The 16849-nt window shown below is 31.1% G+C and carries 19 protein-coding genes and 1 pseudogene; 4 read left to right on the forward strand and 16 right to left on the reverse strand.

Annotated features, from left to right (window positions below):
* Positions 1-110: 110 nt before the first annotated feature.
* The 5 genes and pseudogenes from LQ694_RS12900 to LQ694_RS12920 form a co-directional block, all read right to left on the reverse strand.
* Positions 111-428: a DUF4889 domain-containing protein gene (locus tag LQ694_RS12900; protein ID WP_096791300.1), complete on the reverse strand. Its 318-nt coding sequence runs from the start codon at positions 426-428 to the stop codon at positions 111-113.
* Between the two features lie 232 nt (positions 429-660).
* Positions 661-1448 (reverse strand): annotated as a pseudogene (locus tag LQ694_RS12905) (PhzF family phenazine biosynthesis protein).
* A gap of 181 nt (positions 1449-1629) precedes the next feature.
* Positions 1630-1782 carry an Rv0909 family putative TA system antitoxin gene (locus LQ694_RS12910; protein WP_158256831.1) on the reverse strand — a complete coding sequence of 51 codons (153 nt, stop codon included), beginning with the start codon at positions 1780-1782 and terminating at the stop codon, positions 1630-1632.
* A gap of 85 nt (positions 1783-1867) precedes the next feature.
* On the reverse strand, positions 1868-2752 hold the full coding sequence (locus LQ694_RS12915; protein WP_196968180.1) for a hypothetical protein: 885 nt from the start codon (positions 2750-2752) through the stop codon (positions 1868-1870).
* Between the two features lie 103 nt (positions 2753-2855).
* Entirely contained in the window at positions 2856-3293 is a 438-nt protein-coding gene (locus LQ694_RS12920) for a hypothetical protein (protein ID WP_231493029.1), read from the reverse strand.
* Between the two features lie 747 nt (positions 3294-4040).
* On the opposite strand from LQ694_RS12920, the gene LQ694_RS15655 reads away from it, so the two are divergent.
* From LQ694_RS15655 to LQ694_RS12935, 4 genes are all read left to right on the forward strand, one after another.
* A complete protein-coding gene (locus tag LQ694_RS15655) occupies positions 4041-4397 on the forward strand; it encodes a tyrosine-type recombinase/integrase (protein ID WP_196968178.1) in 357 nt (118 codons plus the stop codon).
* A 306-nt stretch (positions 4398-4703) separates the two neighbouring features.
* Complete coding sequence (locus tag LQ694_RS12925) at positions 4704-5123, forward strand: YolD-like family protein (RefSeq protein ID WP_239772099.1); 420 nt, start codon at positions 4704-4706, stop codon at positions 5121-5123.
* 10 nt (positions 5124-5133) lie between these two features.
* The gene (locus LQ694_RS12930; protein WP_048542402.1) at positions 5134-5634 is read left to right on the forward strand and encodes a hypothetical protein; all 501 of its coding nucleotides are present in this window, start codon (positions 5134-5136) and stop codon (positions 5632-5634) included.
* 154 nt (positions 5635-5788) lie between these two features.
* Entirely contained in the window at positions 5789-6289 is a 501-nt protein-coding gene (locus LQ694_RS12935) for a P-loop nucleotide/nucleoside kinase family protein (RefSeq protein WP_048542400.1), read from the forward strand.
* Positions 6290-6347: 58 nt separating this feature from the next.
* On the opposite strand, the gene LQ694_RS12940 is transcribed toward LQ694_RS12935, so the two are convergent.
* The 11 genes from LQ694_RS12940 to LQ694_RS12990 form a co-directional block, all read right to left on the reverse strand.
* A complete protein-coding gene (locus LQ694_RS12940; RefSeq protein WP_048542398.1) occupies positions 6348-6905 on the reverse strand; it encodes a hypothetical protein in 558 nt (185 codons plus the stop codon).
* 11 nt (positions 6906-6916) lie between these two features.
* Positions 6917-7867 carry a Kiwa anti-phage protein KwaB-like domain-containing protein gene (locus LQ694_RS12945; RefSeq protein WP_231493028.1) on the reverse strand — a complete coding sequence of 317 codons (951 nt, stop codon included), beginning with the start codon at positions 7865-7867 and terminating at the stop codon, positions 6917-6919.
* 690 nt (positions 7868-8557) lie between these two features.
* Positions 8558-8734: a hypothetical protein gene (locus LQ694_RS12950; RefSeq protein WP_155403652.1), complete on the reverse strand. Its 177-nt coding sequence runs from the start codon at positions 8732-8734 to the stop codon at positions 8558-8560.
* A 179-nt stretch (positions 8735-8913) separates the two neighbouring features.
* On the reverse strand, positions 8914-9783 hold the full coding sequence (locus tag LQ694_RS12955) for a peptidoglycan recognition protein family protein (RefSeq protein ID WP_053076881.1): 870 nt from the start codon (positions 9781-9783) through the stop codon (positions 8914-8916).
* A gap of 75 nt (positions 9784-9858) precedes the next feature.
* Complete coding sequence (locus tag LQ694_RS12960; RefSeq protein WP_048542394.1) at positions 9859-10119, reverse strand: phage holin; 261 nt, start codon at positions 10117-10119, stop codon at positions 9859-9861.
* 12 nt (positions 10120-10131) lie between these two features.
* A complete protein-coding gene (locus LQ694_RS12965; RefSeq protein ID WP_048542392.1) occupies positions 10132-10518 on the reverse strand; it encodes a hypothetical protein in 387 nt (128 codons plus the stop codon).
* Complete coding sequence (locus tag LQ694_RS12970) at positions 10518-10979, reverse strand: hypothetical protein (protein ID WP_229412508.1); 462 nt, start codon at positions 10977-10979, stop codon at positions 10518-10520. The genes LQ694_RS12965 and LQ694_RS12970 overlap by 1 nt, the downstream gene beginning before the upstream one ends.
* A gap of 40 nt (positions 10980-11019) precedes the next feature.
* Positions 11020-11307, reverse strand: coding sequence for a hypothetical protein (locus LQ694_RS12975; protein ID WP_048542390.1), 288 nt, complete (start codon positions 11305-11307; stop codon positions 11020-11022).
* A gap of 40 nt (positions 11308-11347) precedes the next feature.
* Positions 11348-11509 carry a hypothetical protein gene (locus LQ694_RS12980; RefSeq protein WP_048542389.1) on the reverse strand — a complete coding sequence of 54 codons (162 nt, stop codon included), beginning with the start codon at positions 11507-11509 and terminating at the stop codon, positions 11348-11350.
* Positions 11509-15312, reverse strand: coding sequence for a phage tail spike protein (locus LQ694_RS12985; protein ID WP_070373049.1), 3804 nt, complete (start codon positions 15310-15312; stop codon positions 11509-11511). Before LQ694_RS12985 ends, LQ694_RS12980 begins: the two co-directional genes overlap by 1 nt.
* Positions 15313-15327: 15 nt before the next feature.
* Positions 15328-16848, reverse strand: coding sequence for a phage tail domain-containing protein (locus tag LQ694_RS12990; protein ID WP_239772087.1), 1521 nt, complete (start codon positions 16846-16848; stop codon positions 15328-15330).
* Position 16849: the final 1 nt, after the last annotated feature.

Genomic DNA, 16849 nt, shown 5'->3' on the forward strand with positions numbered 1-16849 from the left:
CAACTTTCAACTTAAATTCATCACTATATTTTGTCATATTAAAACACCCCTAAAGTTAGTTTTTTTACTCTAACTTTAGGGGTGCAGTACCCAATTAAGGTGGGTTTAACTTATTTTAGAGATTTATATTTATTTATAATATTACTTGGTACATCACTTTTATTAATAACTTCTTGTTTTACGATCGTACCTCTATTTTCAGTAAATGTAATCTTTATCCAATCACCTTTCTTTAACTTTTCCTCGTCATCTGGTAAATGATAATTATAGACAACATCTTTTTCCTCACTAACTAACTTATTAACTCTATTATTATCACTTATGACTCCATAATACTCAACATTTCTATTTAAATAATAAACTGAACATACTAAATAAGTAATTACTATTAGTAAAATAGTCCCAGTGATTATTAATATCTTTTTCATAATGTTCCTCCAATTTAATATACATTTATTGTAAAACATTACAAAAATTATTTTATCAGTCTTCAGATGTATATTACAAAAACATAACTTCGTATAACTAAAAACCCCATCACACAAAGTGACAGGGCAAGCATTGGAAGTTATATTAAGAAGCAATAGCACTAAAAAGTGCTTGTATATAGTAATACTACACTATTATAAAATAAGCAAATATAATCCTATTCATTAATTTTTAATTCTCTATTCTAATTTTTCCATCAATTACGATTTTTGAAATTCCACCAAGTTTCAAACCATCTTCTCGCTTAATATAAACTCTGCCATTTCGGTTTATACATTCTCCTTGTGAATTGGAATACTCTTTATTTTCTACCAAACCATATAGTTCATTCAGTGCTGCAACACACCCATTATCACTTCCACATACAGGATCTTCATTTACGCCTTCGTTAGGTGCAAATGATCGAACTTCATGAGTGGTATCTTTGACATCTTCGTTTTCACCAAAAATTGTTACACCAGTCGTTCCTTCGTATATATAATCTTTCATTTGTTCAAAATTAGGTTCAATTCTTTTAACAATACTAGAATTTTTTATATGTAAAGTTAGCCATTCAGCTCCAATGTTAACTTTTTTAGAGTGAATTACATCTTCACCATTTATACCTAAGCTTTCAATTATTCCCTCTAATTGCTTTAGTTCTATATCACTAATTTTTGGTTCAGGTAAGCTAAAGTAAGTTTTCTCTTCCGTGTAACCTATCTTTACTAAACCAACTCCACATTCTTGTACAAGATAACCTTTGTTTTTAGGTATTAAACCATTTTGTAATATTGCATAAGAAGACCCAATGGTTGGATGACCGGCAAAAGGCAATTCTCAGATAAATTAGTCCAACTAGCTATATCTTTCATTTGTTCAACCGTTAAGTCATAAGCATCAAAAATCACCGCAACTGGATTTCCCTTAAATGGTTCATTCGGGAATACATCAACTTGCTTAAAACTTAATTGTTTCATATACAACCCTCCAAAATTATTTTAAAGTTAACATAACACAATTTTTATATCACTGTATACTATTGAGACACATATAAAAACAACCCTACCTAGTTTTTTCGCTAGATAGGGTTTAAAATTCTATATAAATGTTAAGTAGAACTAATGTACCATATACAAATTTACATCACAAAATTTTGTATTATTTCTTTAATTTATCCATACCTTTGTCTATATACTTCGAATAGTCTTTACCACTTTTCTTTTTATACATATCGTTTGCTTTGTGTAACCCTTTTTCAAGTTGACCGTTTTTAACTAATTTATCGAATGTGCTTTTAATTTTATTTTTCACTGTTATCTCCTCATGTTTTCTATAAGATTATATCAGTCTGAAATATACCCTATTACACGAAAGGATAAACTTACACAACTTGAGGTTACTCTTCATCTTCATATTCAATGTCTACAATAGCGTTCATTTTAGTTATCAAATGATTGTTAATAGTTATAGTAGTTGGCTCATCTATTTCGTGTGTTTGCATAATTGGGTGAACTCTATCATTATAACTTTGAACATTTTCGTTGTACTCAGTTTTTGTTACATCTTTTTCTTCATCTTGTATACCAGATAATTTAAAGATTTTCCAAGAAGCGTTATCAGTATCAAAATTTTTATACTCGTCTTCTGGTATTGTTATTTTATCGTTGTATTTTGTGAGCTCAGCAAAATCGGTATAACTATCTTCTAGTTCCTTTTCTGTAACAACTAACGTTTCATCTAAATCATTTGATAGTTTTTCTCCAAGTATATTATCACGTTCTTCTTTTCCTATATCATCATAGGCGTATTGAGTTTCATAAAGTGCTAAATCAAAATTGTTACCTAATGTATAAAGTGCGAATATCATTGGTGGTGTATACTCTTCTTTATCATCATTCAATTCGTATAATCTTGACGTTTCGTTATAATACGTTTCATACATCCCACTGATATTAATTAGATGATCTCCTAATAGACTACCGTCAGCCATTAATTTTTCTGTATCTTTAGTGAATGTCTTTCTATTCTTTTCTAATTTGTTTTCAAGTTTTTTGAGTAATTTTGAAGTTTCTTTATCATTTGTTTCGTCGTTGTCCATATATTCGTCGTGTTCATCTGCAATATCCACGATAACTTTAGCAAATTCCTTTATTTTCTTCGCATATACTTTATTATCTTCTTCTACTTTTTTGTAATCATAATCATTCATTTCACTTTCGTTTTGACTACATCCTACTAAAAATAACACCAGTACTACCACTACACCTATTATCTTTTTCATTCCACATTACTCCTTTACAAATAGTCTTTTAACATTTCATTTCTTTTAAATTTATATTCTTCTTCAGTTAAAATTTCTAGATCATATAATTCTTTAAGTTTTTTCAATTCTTCGTAAGGCATATCAGTGCGTTTCTTTTTATATTCTTCTTGTCTCTCTTTTTATATTCTTCTTGTCTCTCTTTTTCTATTTCTTCTTCATGCTTTTGTCTTATTGATTCAATCATCCCGTTTAAGCTATCAATAAAGTTATCTCTATCTTTTGCAAAACTGAAATCGATAGTCACTTTATCTTCTTCTATAGGGAATTCAAGTATCGCTTTTTTAGATAGAAAACCATTTTTTTGAGTAATATTGTGCAAACTAACAAGAAAGTAACTTTCATCACATTTTTTATTCAATATCACAATAAACATATCGTTAATAAATAAACCACAGTCCCCTTTGCAATCTTCGTTTATTGTTACTAAAGCAGTTGTTTTATAGAGAACTGACATGTGGCTATAATCAGTCTTATCATACATTTCATCAAATTTATCCATTTAACATTTCCCTTTTGTTTTATTTTAATTATATTAAGTATTTCCTTATTCATGTTAACTTCATTGATTTTCTTCGGTATACTTCGTATAAATTTTTTCATCTTTGGTTAATTATCTAACAAAATATTTATTATTACTTATAATAATAAACCATTGCAAGTAATTTTAAAGCACTAAATTTAGTTTTTTAAAATTTATATCACTAATTCTTTTTAATACATAGTACATTTATTACTTAATCACTTTAAAGGTGGCTTCCGTACTAAACAAGAAGCACGTGCTGAAGCTGTTGAGTTAGAATCTTATTTTAGAAAAGGTATCGTATTAAATAATAAGTTTGAATTTGGAGACTACTTCAAGTCCTAGTATGAAACAAATAAGAAGGATAAAGTCACAAAGAAAACTTATGATCGTTATGTTATAGCACACAGATTAATTAAAGAATATTTTAACCACACGTTACTTACAGAACTTAATAGAATGGACTATCAGAAATTTATAAATGAATATGCTGGTAATCATTCGACAAACAGTACACGAAAGTTAAATAGTTATATTCGCAATTGTTTAGACGATGCTATACATGAACGGACTAATACACAAGAACGCCACATATAAAGCCAATACAAAAGGCTCTGTGGCGTCTAAAGATGAAAAGGATAAATACATTAGTCATAATGAGTTTAAAAGTAAAAATACTATTTAGAAACAAAAGAAAGTATGTCGTCCTTACTATTACTTATCATAATGGTTACTGGTGCAAGATTTACTGAAATACAGAAAATGAAACGTGACGATTTTAATTTGCCAAATAATCAAGTTCATATCCCTGGTACTAATACACAAACATCAGACAGACTAATTAGTATGGATCATAAAACTTTAAGTCGTGTTAAAAATTTTATTAATAGTCGTCCACATGATATTAATGGATATGTATTTTCTGAACATGGTACATTGATAACTAATAACGCAGTTAATAAAGCATTAAAGCGAGCGTGTAAGCAATTAAACATCAAAGAGATAACGGCACACTCACTACGTCACAGTTTTTGTTCAGTTTTTTTAAAGGGTGTTCAATACATTATATTTCTAAACGACTAGGACACAATAATATTAATGTTATCCTATCCATAAACTCACATTTATTAGAGGAAACATACCAATATGATGATGAGCAAGCCATTTACATATACAAAAAAATCCCGTCATATCTACGTTACAAGTAACGAGATACAACGGGATATTGGTAATTTACGTCCTGGGAGGGATTCCTTAAAGCCTATAACATCAGTGTTCTCAATAGTTTGTTGGCGTGTCGTTGGCGTAGATTAATTTTGATATAAATTTTTAAACTCTTTACAAAACAGAACATTTGTTCGTATAATGAAACTACTAATTATACGTGAGGTGTTTAAATTGAAAATCATTAACCCGGGTATGCCTGAACCATATAAGTATGAAACGGACTATAGAAAAATACCTAAAAAGTATTTGAATAGTAATATCCCAGAAGGTCGCAAGATGATTAAGTGGGCGCCATTTGCAACAATGCCACAACAATATGAAACGATTAACGGTTTTATCGAAGACCAAAACAAAGTTGATAAGCCTGTGTTTGATGAATTAGCGTTGCGTGATTTGAACGATGTCTTAGCGCAAAAATTATTTTATGATCCACCAGCAACAATTAAGTATTGGGAAGATGGATATTATAAAACGATTGAGTGTGAGATTAATAAGTTTGATAGTGAAAGAAATAAGTTAGAAGTGTTGGAGAATGGTGAGAAAGTGCAATTGAGTATGGATTGCATTGTGGAGATAGAGTAATATTGTAATAATGGAAGTTCGAAAAAATGAAGGGAATGGTAGAATGAACATTTTAAAAGTTATAATGTCTTTATTAGTTATAGCTATTTTGATGATAGGATTATCTTTTGCTGCGTTTATGGTGTATGAGAACACAATAGCAAAAAAGGATGATGTATCAACCAGTGTTAATGAACAACATCAAACTGTTGAAAACGATACTAGTATGAATAGTGAACAGATAGCAGAGGATAACAACGAAGTGTCAGAAGAAAATCCCGAATACTTACCTCACTTATCTGATAAAAATTATGCATTCAGACTTATGACACTAAATAGAGATGCATTACCTGAGGGAAGTAGAGAACAAAAAGAATATGATGGCACTATACAAACTGCACGTACAAACATTGCAAATGGTCTGGGTAAAGACTTTGATTACAAGATTGTTGAACAATATGAAGCAATAACTGCTGCAAGTGGTAACCAAGGAAAGGCTCAAGAATATATTAAAAATCACCCATATAAATAACCCACCAATTAAGGTGGGTTTAACTTTTAAAATCTGGATTGTATTATTGAGATAGAATAGAAAACACCATATTTACAGTACATTTATGATAAAGTGTATATTATATTAAAGTATAAACTATTATAATCCAAAAACATTTAGGAGTAGATTCAATATGAACAATTTAGGAACTTTATATTTTTTCACAGGTAAAATGGGTGCTGGAAAAACAACAATGTCAAAACAATTAACGAACGAAAAAAATGCAGTTTTATTATCAGAAGACGAATGGCTTGAAAGTCTGTATCCAAATAAAATTAAGACAATAGAAGATTATCAAAATTTGTCAAAACAAATAAAACCTTTGATAAAAAAACATGTACAGAATATATTGTGTGTTGGGACAGATGTAGTTATGGACTTTCCAGGAAACACCAAAAATCAAAGAAGATGGTTATTAAATATAGCTAATGAAATAAATGCTTATCATAAACTTATATATATAAATGTTGATAACAAAAAATGTTTAGAACACCTAAAAATAAGACAACTAGAGGAACCAGAAAGGAATAATTTTGATACTGAATCTACTTTCAATTATCTCACTTCATTCTTCGAGGAACCAAAGGAATCGGAAGGATTAAATATTCTAGAAATAAATAGCAAAGATAAATAAAAAAGCCCACCAATTAAGGTGGGTTTAGTTATAATTTTCTATTAAAGACATAAAATAATTATTTTCTCACATTTTTTATAATCCAAAATTTTTCATCAATCTTACGAGCGAAAACTTTTTTGCCCTCACATTTTAATGACTTCAATTCTTCTATACTGTATTTACTCAACAAAATTTCATTGTTTGAATCTTTGTAAAATTTATAATTTAATAATGAAAATATAGGATTTAAAAACAACAGATTTTGCTGTATATAAATTGTTCCTATTATCGTAAAAAGAAACGCATTTTGTAATAGGTTAACATAATCATTTGGATCAATAGAAAGCAAAGGAACTAGGTATGTCATAATGTAACTAATAATATTATCTCCCTGTTTTTCTAGGTTTGTATCAATTTCTATAGTTTTATTTCCTTTATCTTTAAAAATAATGTATATAGAAATCACTGAAATTATAATCAAAGTTATTAGTATAAACCAATATATGTATATAGATAGTGGTAGTTTGCTTAAACTGTTGTATTTAAAGGCACTATCAATTTCTTGTATAATTAACATTACATATAAAGGTGCAAAGGAAGAAATAAACAAACTTATTTTATATAATATTCCCATGACATTCTCCTTTAAATCATTTCATCTAATCTTTTCTGCTTTCCTACTATAGATTCATAAGCTGAGTCACTAATTAAACTAATAAATTGTTGAGTTAATTCTTCTTTATATACCAATTTACCATTTTCCAAGACAATCCCTTTAAATTTTTCATTAAATTCTTCAGAATTCAAAACTTCATTTACACCTTCAATATTTTCAAAAAAAGCTACAACTCTTTCAGGATGTTCGTTTAATTTAGCCAATCTTCTGGAAAATCTTTTATCTTTTTTTACTTTTTTATCAAATTTTTCAAAGTTAGTTATTACATCATATTCAGATATAGTATTCAGTAAATTTGTTGCCTGTTCATCAAATTCTATATGCATATTACATAATTTTTCAAAAATACTAATTTGATTAATTAGCATTTCTTCATCATGTATAAACATAGCCATTTTTTCATTAAATCCAACTAAATTGTTCTGTTTAATTTTCTTCAATTTATCATCTGTAATATTTCCTATAAATTTAGTTTTATTTAAGGAGCTTAATGCTGATATTTCTCCTATATAATATATGTACTTATCAGTTTCATATTCAATTGTAATTATATATGCTATAAATTTTTCAATATTTACATTTTTAGAACTACCAATTGAATTAGAATTTTTCAAATCATTAACAAATTTTTTGACATGATTATAATCTGATTTTGCAACTAAATAAAAACCTTTATAATCTTTACGCTGAATCACAGCATCGTATTTACTTTTATCTCTGTTTCTTATCCTTTTATCGTTAAAGTAATTCTTTACCAACGAATATAAATCCTTTTGAACATCAGCTTCAACCTTATATTCATAAAACAAGTTTTGTTGATTGTCACTATCTGATTTTTTAACCAGTGCAAACGAGACAGATTTTGTTATAACTTCGTCATCCATCTCCTTCAATTTATCAAAAATACTATCTAAATTCATTCCCCTTACCTCTTTCAGTGTGTATTTAACAATATTATACATTTTACACAATAAAGTAGAAAGAGTTTATTTATAAAAAGCGCAACTAACATCGGGGAAGACATTAGTTGCTAATACACATTTATATTATACCATATATTAAGACCTAATACTATTAGTAGATACTAATTAATAAATTTTAAAAAACAACCCCATCACTTATAGTGACAGGGCATAGGATAACTTAATTAGATTTGTTTATATTTGGAAGAGAAACAAACCTATAATCATTGTAACATAATAAAAACCCCATCACATAAAGTGACAGGGCTAGTATTGGAAGTTATATTAAGAAACACTAGCACTCAAAAAGTGCTTATTTATAGTAATACTACACTATTGATATTAAAGCAAATAAAAACCCCCTACATCATGGCATTGTGTAGAGGGTAAGTGTTTTAGGGTTAAACACTTTCATCTAGCTACTATATCATTATTTCGTCTTAAAAACAATAACACCCCACTTATTAGTGAGGTGCAAAAAGGTATTACTAAATATGAGTTTAAAACTAAAACGGAGATAATAGGTTTAAACTATACAAATTATATCATTAATATTACATAATTCAAAATAATAACCTACTCAATTACATGAGTAGGCTCGCCGTAATATTGTGTTTAATATGTCTAAAGTTATCTTAACATACTTAATCACACTTCTGTTTTAAAATCAGGACTTTGTATGGTAGTACTTTTTAATTTAGTAATACATTCTTCTAATATCGCTATTTCTACATCATTGTTGAAGTCTCCATTTAATTTTTCATTTAACAATATAGAAACATACAATAAATCATCGCTTAAATCTTGATAGTTAATTTCTTTCATAAAACTTATTCCTTTCAATTAATCTTGTATTAATAATAGATACAAGATACAAATACCCGATTAATTATCTTGCAAAACAAATTAAATAATAAAAAAATAACCCCACTCTACAAATAAGAAGTGGGGTTTGTGTGTATGAACTACCTAGCGGTTAAACTAAATAGGGTAAACATATAATACTACTTTTTACTTGTAATCTTCAAGTCAAACCATAATTTGGTTTCTTTTTCTAACTTCTCATCTTTGTGTGTAATAGGCCCCAATGCACAATAGAATCGTCCAGCTTTAGGGTTAGTTGGATATTCAAACTCTGCCCACCAATATTTATCCTTTTTAGTAACCGAGAAGAAGTTAATATATTGACCAGCTAAGATGTTATTTGGTGGTGCTAATGCCGGTTCGTTTAAACCTGGTTTCTTTTTAGCTGCGATTGGAGATACACCTTTCTTAGCTGTCGCTTTACCAGACCATTTCCAAGTTGTTTTAGGTGGTTTAGTTGTTGTGCCACCGTTGTAATAATGTTTAATACGAGAAATAAAGTAATCTTTTAACTTATTACGATTAGCTAACGTATCTGGTGCGTTTTTTCCTACATGCATATCCCAAGAACGATGAGGACAAGATGTGCCAAAATACTGTCTATGAAGATTAACTGTCGTGCGATTGACTGGCAAACCATAAGACTTCATGACAGCTGCTGCTACTTTAAATGTTGCCTCTTCATTTAATTTGAACTGGGCATCTGTTAAACCTGCTGCTGGGTGTGATTGACAAACTTCGAATCCGATCAGATTACTGTTAGCCCAGTTATTACCACAATGCCATTCTACATAATCTGTTGGGTGATACCAAAGCGTCTCATCTTTGTTTACATAAACTGAAGCCCACCCATTAACATGCGTTCCGTTTTGTTCTCTTGTATATAACCATGGTAAATACTGATTAGGTGTCATTGAACCATAATCATTGTGAATAACAATACCTGCAATACTTGCTTTTTTACCTGTTAACTTACTTCCTTGAATGTGATTTGAATAAATATCTTTCATTATAAATCTCTCCTTTAGTTTTTTCTTGGCTATAACTGCACTGTCATAACCAAGTCATAATAAAAAGCCGACTGATCATTCAGCCGACTTTCTAGGTTTTGTATATCGTTGTGCTTGTTCACTATCTTTGATACCACGCGTTGTTGGGTCTTGCACTACACCTAGTAACACCAACACACCCAATACACTATTCACAATATTTGTTATTTGGTCTGTATACACTGTTATATCGTAATCGAATGCACCCGCTACTTGTTGAGCAAATAAAAGGATAGCCGATATAATGGCTACCCAAAATGATTTTTGCTTGATTCGTACTTTCCAGTTGATTTTCATGCTATTGCCTCCTTATTTAAATAAGACTTGTATTAAAACTGGCACAAATCCACCTGCCCCAAGTCCAGCTGTAATTATTGTTATGAGAAACTTGTTTCTATCTACAACACCTGCTTGTTGGCTTTCTTGGACTCGTTTTAATTCAGTTTCAATACTGTCTGTTTTCTTTACGTAATCTATTAATATGGTATTGACCTCTTTTAAATCATCACGAATTCCTTTCATATTTTCATTTATTGGTTTTTGTCCTTCTATAAATGTTCGTATTGTTAAATTCAAAGCATTAAAGTTCTGATCGTGTTTATCTTCTACTTCGTTTATTCTTGCATGTAATTTACCTTTATCTTTCTCACGGCGTAGTTCGTCTTCATAATATTTCTCTGTTGTTAGATAATTCATTACTTACTCTTTTCTTGCTTCATTTCAGAAATGTTTTTGTAAGCTAATAGTGCAGTTGCTCCACAAAATATAGAAAAGGAAAGATTCATAATTGGCGTGACTAAATTTAAGCCACTGTCAAAACCAGCCGTTGAGAAAATATAATAAAAAGGACATGCTATTGCATATCCCCATGCAGTCAATCTATAAAAACTAATACTTGTTTGATGATATGGTAGTTTGATTCCTGCAAGAATAATTAATATTCCAGCAAGTACAAATGGAATGCCCCAAATCGTTAAAGGCATCACCTTATGCATAGCTGTGTAGAGTTCACTTTCGTATTGTGCTTTCTCAGCAAAAAGAATCCAATAACTACCTCGAACAATACAACAAATTCCAAAAGCGAAATCCCACGCAATTGCGTAAAAATGAAAAAAGTTCAATCCTTTTCTGCCCGTCATTAAAGCACCTACTTTCATTAGAATCTAAAAGCACCTACATTAGTAAGTGCTTTATGATCTACTCTGTCTCTTCTGTACCTTCTACGTAATTCTGTCCGTCTTGTTGTTTTTTAGTACGTGAAATTGTTTCTTCAATGTAATAAGTGAATGTGTTATTACCAAAAATTGTTGCTAATGTGTTCTGTACTGTACAAGCTGTTTTAGCGTCTGCTTCATTCATAAACTTATGAGCTGATTGAGGCGTTCCGCCTTTATTAAAGCCGTTCCCATAATTCTTGATTAGACATGTTTCTTGTCCTTTTTCGTCACGCTCTACTAAAAAATACTGTTTGATATTCATTTCCATTTAAAACACTCCTTTAAATTTTTATATATAAAAAAGCACCTTACTCGCTTTGAGCAGGCGCTTGATTATCAGTTTGTAATTGATCGTTTTGTTCTTGAATTATTGCTTTTAACACTGCATTCTCATGCGTTAGTCTTGAATTTTCCTGTACTAGATTGCTTATAACAATTTGTGGATTTGCTTGTATGCTTTGTTCATTCATTATTTTGCCTCCAATTCCGCTTCTAATGTACGGACTTTTTTAGTTAATTCTTGTATAGCTTTAAGACACCATGCCGTCATTTCATAAGAATCGACACCGTCCCCATTTTTCCATTCGTCTGGCGTTTCTCTTTCTAAAACAACACCGTGTCTAACTCTTTGACTGTCTTCTTCGATTTCTGAATATAGCTTATAACTATATAACTGCACTCGATCAACCAAATGTTCTAATACATCTATATCCCAATTCTCAATATCATATTTATAACGTTCAGAAGATGTCCACGTTGCACTTGCTGCTCTGATAGGTATATAACTATCAGTCGTATTTCTTTTAGTAATTCGCACTTCTCCGTCAGCCCTTAAATAAAGATTTACGGCATTTGTATTAGGGTTGATATCTAAGAAGTTGGCATATAGTCCATTAGCCGCTAAGTCGCGCCAAATAATATCCCCACCATTATATAAAGAACGTCCTGTAATTCTAACGCCATTATCGCTACCAATATAAAATCTTGCATTTGTATCTCTATGCGCTATTGAAGCTAACCAACCTATACCACCTCGAATATCAACATAATTTTCTGTTGTACCTCTAACAGTGAATCTAACCTCTGAACCACTGTCCGGACGAATATAGATATGTTGCCCCGCTGTAACATAATTAGAATCTAAAAAGTTACCGAAATATCCTAATGCTCTTACATTTCTATATATAGTATCTGTGCCATTATAACCACCACGAGAGGTCATTCGTATTTCTGCGTCTGAACCTAAATACAAGTTAGTTCCTGCGTTAGTCATCAATTTATCGCCTATAAAGCTATGCGCTCTGATAGGTACATATCTGTAACTATCCCATGCACCGTCACTTGGTATTTGCGTAATATCAACTGCTCTTACCTCATAACCTTGTTGAGCCGCAAGATATACATTTGAATTAGATGTACCTAATGCTGCACTTGTAACTAATAATCTGTCCATACTAAAACGTTTAGACCCATCGGGATTTAACATTTCAATACCATTAATACCCATATCAAGTTTATGACCATCTGCTCTAGTCATCGTTATTGTGCCATTTTCGATGTTTACAGATGCTTTATTGTCTTTTGCCTCAATACGTTTCGCTGTTATATCAACACTATTTAAGTAATTGATTGTCGCTTGTTTTGAGAATAGTTTGTCAATGTATGCGTCTTTAATCGTTGTGACACCGTTCTTAACGATAACGTCCCCGTCATTTATCTCAAACACATTCGTATTCAGTTTAACGCCACTAGGACCAACTGTAACATCACTTACTGTTCCATTCTCGTCATACTTTAATGTCACGCCTGTTGTCGTGTTCACTAAAATTTCGGCTGCAATTTTAGATAGCGTTTGTTTTGTCTTGTTCAAGTCTGTTTCTTTGGCTCTTAATGATATATCTATACCATTTTGTTCAATGCCTGTTTCCATTGTTTTAAGACGTTCTGCGGTTTCTTTAGGTGCTTGTTGATAGTCGCCAATTTTATCGCCTTCTACTAACATTGCATTAGTAACATTCACATTCAATGTATGTGGCGAAGTACCTGCAATATCTTTATAAACTAGGAATGTAGAACTCTCAACTTTAGCAACAAACGTTACTTTGATTTTACCTTCTACAATATCGACATCTATCAGGCCATTATCTGGTGTATATCCTCTGACAGATGTTCTTCCACTTTGATTAGTGTCCGTTGTATTAAAGTTACAAGTAAATGTATACGTCTTACCAACTTTTAAAGGTGTCGTTAAGTAGTATCTGAAAAAAGCATGAGTTAATGAACTGCTAGTCGCTTTGTCTTGATACAAACTATTTAATAATAGGTTTTCTGTACCTACCTTCATGTTGTTGTATTCATTTAAAGTTACACGGTCTTTTATCAATTTATCTAATTGTTCTCTTGCACTATCAGCACCATTTAAACGTTCGATAATACCTTTCTTATCCGTTTCATAATCAACACCTTTTACCACTTGCTTGAATTGTTCTTCAGTGTCCTCACGTAATGCTTGAATTGCACCGCTTATTAAAGAACCATCTCCAACAAGAAAACCATCTTCTTTATATTCAAACCCAAACTTTTCAGCTACCTTTTGCATTGCCTCGTTGTATTTTTCATCTGTGTATTGCGATTGAAGTAATTTAAAGCGTTCATCAATGGCTTGTCTAGCATTAAGCAACGCCGTATTTAGTGCATACGCTTGACCGCGATATTGAACTATCATGGCTTGTGTATCCATTAATTTACCTATCGTTGCTGTTTCTACTGTCATGCTATCTAGTGATGAAGTAATGCTTGAATAAATGTCAAGAAGTATATTTAGTTCATTGTTAAGCCAATCTCTTATACCCTCGTCAACTAAATATTCACTATTTAAAACCTCGTATACTTCGTTAATTACTTTTGCATGTTGTACAGATATAGAAAGAAATGTGCCGTTAATTTCGTTGTATATAATAGCTTCTTTCGTCATACCACCAATTTGTTCAACGTCGTGTGCTGACGCATTTTCCCAACGACCATTTTTAAATTCTCGTAATACTGCAACTTTAAAATTGCTAGTATCGTACCAAAAGTCGCCTTCTTCTGGGCTTGGTGGTGCTGTTTCGCCTCTGTGAATAGTTCTTTGTAATCTTTCAATTTCTTCTTCAATTCTATCTGTGATGATCGTATTAGAATTGTTGATGTTATTATTTAATTTCTTTTCGATTTCTTCCATTCTACTTCTGAAATATTTTAATAAATCATCTTCTTTATATTCGATTACATTTCCAAACTGCCATGTTAAGTCGTCTGAAATTAATTCGTGTACGAAACCAACAACTTCACTTTCTGCATATAAACTTGGCGTGTAATCTGGATTTTTAATCCTAACAATATCTCCAAATCTAATAATTTCATGAGGGTACTCTTTCTCTAAATCAAATGCATCTATTTCATAGCTTAATGCTGAAGACTTACGCTTGTTCAACTCGGTCTTAGTCAAAGTGATCAGTCTCTCAAGTGTCATATCTTGGTCATCTGATTCAGGCTCATATATACCCCATAAATAACGTTTAGGTAAATTAAACTGTTGTTGTGCTTCATCATCTACCACAACTGTACTGATACGTGTTCCATCGTCTTTTTCAGGACCAAAAGCAAATAAGGCTGTTTTAACTTCTGACATATCAACCGTTCTTTTCATAGAGATTAAATCTTTACCATATATGATTTCCTTTCCTTCAAATAAAGGTTTCGGTTGAATCATATTAACTTTTCTTCTCACGACTTCATTACCTTTAATCTCAATGACATAGTCTGGCTCTAATTTATAAGTGGTTGTTAATTGACTAATTATTTCATGGGGTGTTCGTACAGAAGTCCATGACATTGACTTGATTCCACCATATTCACAAAGACCAACTTCCCAACCTGAATCTTTTAACGTTTCTGAAAGTGCCTCATTTACAGTCATTTTCGTAAACTTACCAGCTGGTATAGGTTTTGCTTTACCAATGTCTTCTACATATGAAGCATCACATTCTATTTCTAGATATTGACCTTCTTCTTCAAGTCTATTAATTATAAATTCTTTATATGCACCATTAGGCTCTTGGATAATAACTCTATTTCGTTCTTTAAAATGTTCTGCTCTTTCTGAAAGTAAGGTGATATTTAACAGTTCACTTTTGTCTTCTTTACTTCTAGTGTGTTCTGCTCGAATAATCGCAGAATCATCTTGACTGATAAAATCAATAATCTCACTATTGAAATTAAGTACATGTATCAAATCCTCACCTCCTTCTTAATGGTATCTATCACGCCAGATTACTTTTGTATCAAACTTTCCAGCAGGTTCAATTATTAATTCCGACAAACCACTATCTAAATTAAAATAATTAGATCCAAAATCTTTCATTTTCAAAGCACTCTCATCATATAATGTAACGAGATTTTGTCCAGTATCTATTACAATTAAATCTCCTTGCCTAATTACAATAGGTGTTACGTCTGACTGTTTTGGTAATAACTCTTGAATTGAAAAACCTAATAAATTTACATACATTCTTTTTTCATATTTAACAGACTTTCCAACATACATTTGTGCTATTCTTGCTTTTCGTTGATAAAAGTTACCGCTGTCCTTAAACGTCTTAGAATCTTTATCGAGTGGTTTTCGTCGACCTTTATCTTTACCATAATCATATTTACACGTTTCAATGTATATCTCATTGCCTTTACGTTCTAATGTCATAAAGACATGCATATTATCTATTTTTAAATATTTAAACGGCGTTTCTCTAGCATAAATACGTTGTGCCTCACCGTGTTCATTATATGCATATGCGATAATCTGACCGAAGTTACGACTAGTTGATGTATTGACATAACCGATACTGAATAACGTTCTATTATTCTCATCAACTATATAGGTAAAACCTTTACCGGGACCTGTATCTGCATGATGTCTCACAAGTACTTTGAACTTCACTCTAAAATCTCCTAAACTTTTACCAAGTGATTTATAAATTGCTGCACCATGCCAATTAGTTGTACTTGCGGTCCCATAATTTGAAGGATATATACTCTCTTTCAATTCTGAAACCCCGAATCTTCCCCCGTTCGCATCTCCGCCATCTAACTTATTGCCAAATGAAGTATTTGCTGCAACATAAGCCCAATTACCTATACCTGTATGAAATTCATCATTGAACAAAAACGGTTCTTCATCTTTGTTAACTTTATTCGCATCTTCTGATTTACCAATCATAAAATAATCTTCTGCTACTCCATTTTGCCCTTTAGCAATCATATAAGATGTACTGTCTTTCAATGCTCTTGCTTCAATTATGACTGGTGTATCTGCAGTACCTTTATTAAGAATTGCAACTTCATCGGAAATAGCTGTATTTTCATATTCATTAGATGAGTATTTAAATGGATCTGTTAAAATAACTTTTATAGAAAACCTAACAAACTCTTTAGGATTTTTCGGGATTTCTATAGGGCCGTCAAATCTTGCTTTCCAGTACCATGATTTCGACTTAAACCTTAATTCAACTTCACCGTCGTAATTAAAAAATCCCACTAATTCATTTACTATCTCATCATGACTTTTTATTCCACCAGGCGATAAATAATCATTTCTCACAATTAAAGGTAATTCAAATTCTACTTCATCAATATTTCTTGATTTTTTCACACTACCTGGTCTGCCATTAACTTTTTCTCTTTCTGTAGCAAAATTAAAAGAGGGTATATTAAACCCTCTTGCTACAACAAGCCAATCAATTTTCTTTTTATTAACTAAAATAGTATCAAGCATT

Source organism: Mammaliicoccus sp. P-M58 (assembly GCF_022386165.1).
Taxonomy (GTDB): Bacteria; Bacillota; Bacilli; order Staphylococcales; family Staphylococcaceae; genus Mammaliicoccus; species Mammaliicoccus sciuri.

What these genes read in the sequence shown, in the direction of transcription:
- LQ694_RS12900 (WP_096791300.1), bottom strand. Translation starts at nt 428, where the DNA reads ATGAAAAAGATATTAATAATCACTGGGACTATTTTACTAATAGTAATT.
- LQ694_RS12915 (WP_196968180.1), bottom strand. Translation starts at nt 2,752, where the DNA reads ATGAAAAAGATAATAGGTGTAGTGGTAGTACTGGTGTTATTTTTAGTA.
- LQ694_RS12920 (WP_231493029.1), bottom strand. Translation starts at nt 3,293, where the DNA reads ATGGATAAATTTGATGAAATGTATGATAAGACTGATTATAGCCACATG.
- LQ694_RS15655 (WP_196968178.1), top strand. Translation starts at nt 4,041, where the DNA reads ATGGTTACTGGTGCAAGATTTACTGAAATACAGAAAATGAAACGTGAC.
- LQ694_RS12930 (WP_048542402.1), top strand. Translation starts at nt 5,134, where the DNA reads ATGGAAGTTCGAAAAAATGAAGGGAATGGTAGAATGAACATTTTAAAA.
- LQ694_RS12935 (WP_048542400.1), top strand. Translation starts at nt 5,789, where the DNA reads ATGAACAATTTAGGAACTTTATATTTTTTCACAGGTAAAATGGGTGCT.
- LQ694_RS12940 (WP_048542398.1), bottom strand. Translation starts at nt 6,905, where the DNA reads ATGGGAATATTATATAAAATAAGTTTGTTTATTTCTTCCTTTGCACCT.
- LQ694_RS12945 (WP_231493028.1), bottom strand. Translation starts at nt 7,867, where the DNA reads ATGAATTTAGATAGTATTTTTGATAAATTGAAGGAGATGGATGACGAA.
- LQ694_RS12950 (WP_155403652.1), bottom strand. Translation starts at nt 8,734, where the DNA reads ATGAAAGAAATTAACTATCAAGATTTAAGCGATGATTTATTGTATGTT.
- LQ694_RS12955 (WP_053076881.1), bottom strand. Translation starts at nt 9,783, where the DNA reads ATGAAAGATATTTATTCAAATCACATTCAAGGAAGTAAGTTAACAGGT.
- LQ694_RS12960 (WP_048542394.1), bottom strand. Translation starts at nt 10,119, where the DNA reads ATGAAAATCAACTGGAAAGTACGAATCAAGCAAAAATCATTTTGGGTA.
- LQ694_RS12965 (WP_048542392.1), bottom strand. Translation starts at nt 10,518, where the DNA reads ATGAATTATCTAACAACAGAGAAATATTATGAAGACGAACTACGCCGT.
- LQ694_RS12970 (WP_229412508.1), bottom strand. Translation starts at nt 10,979, where the DNA reads ATGAAAGTAGGTGCTTTAATGACGGGCAGAAAAGGATTGAACTTTTTT.
- LQ694_RS12975 (WP_048542390.1), bottom strand. Translation starts at nt 11,307, where the DNA reads ATGGAAATGAATATCAAACAGTATTTTTTAGTAGAGCGTGACGAAAAA.
- LQ694_RS12980 (WP_048542389.1), bottom strand. Translation starts at nt 11,509, where the DNA reads ATGAATGAACAAAGCATACAAGCAAATCCACAAATTGTTATAAGCAAT.
- LQ694_RS12990 (WP_239772087.1), bottom strand. Translation starts at nt 16,848, where the DNA reads ATGCTTGATACTATTTTAGTTAATAAAAAGAAAATTGATTGGCTTGTT.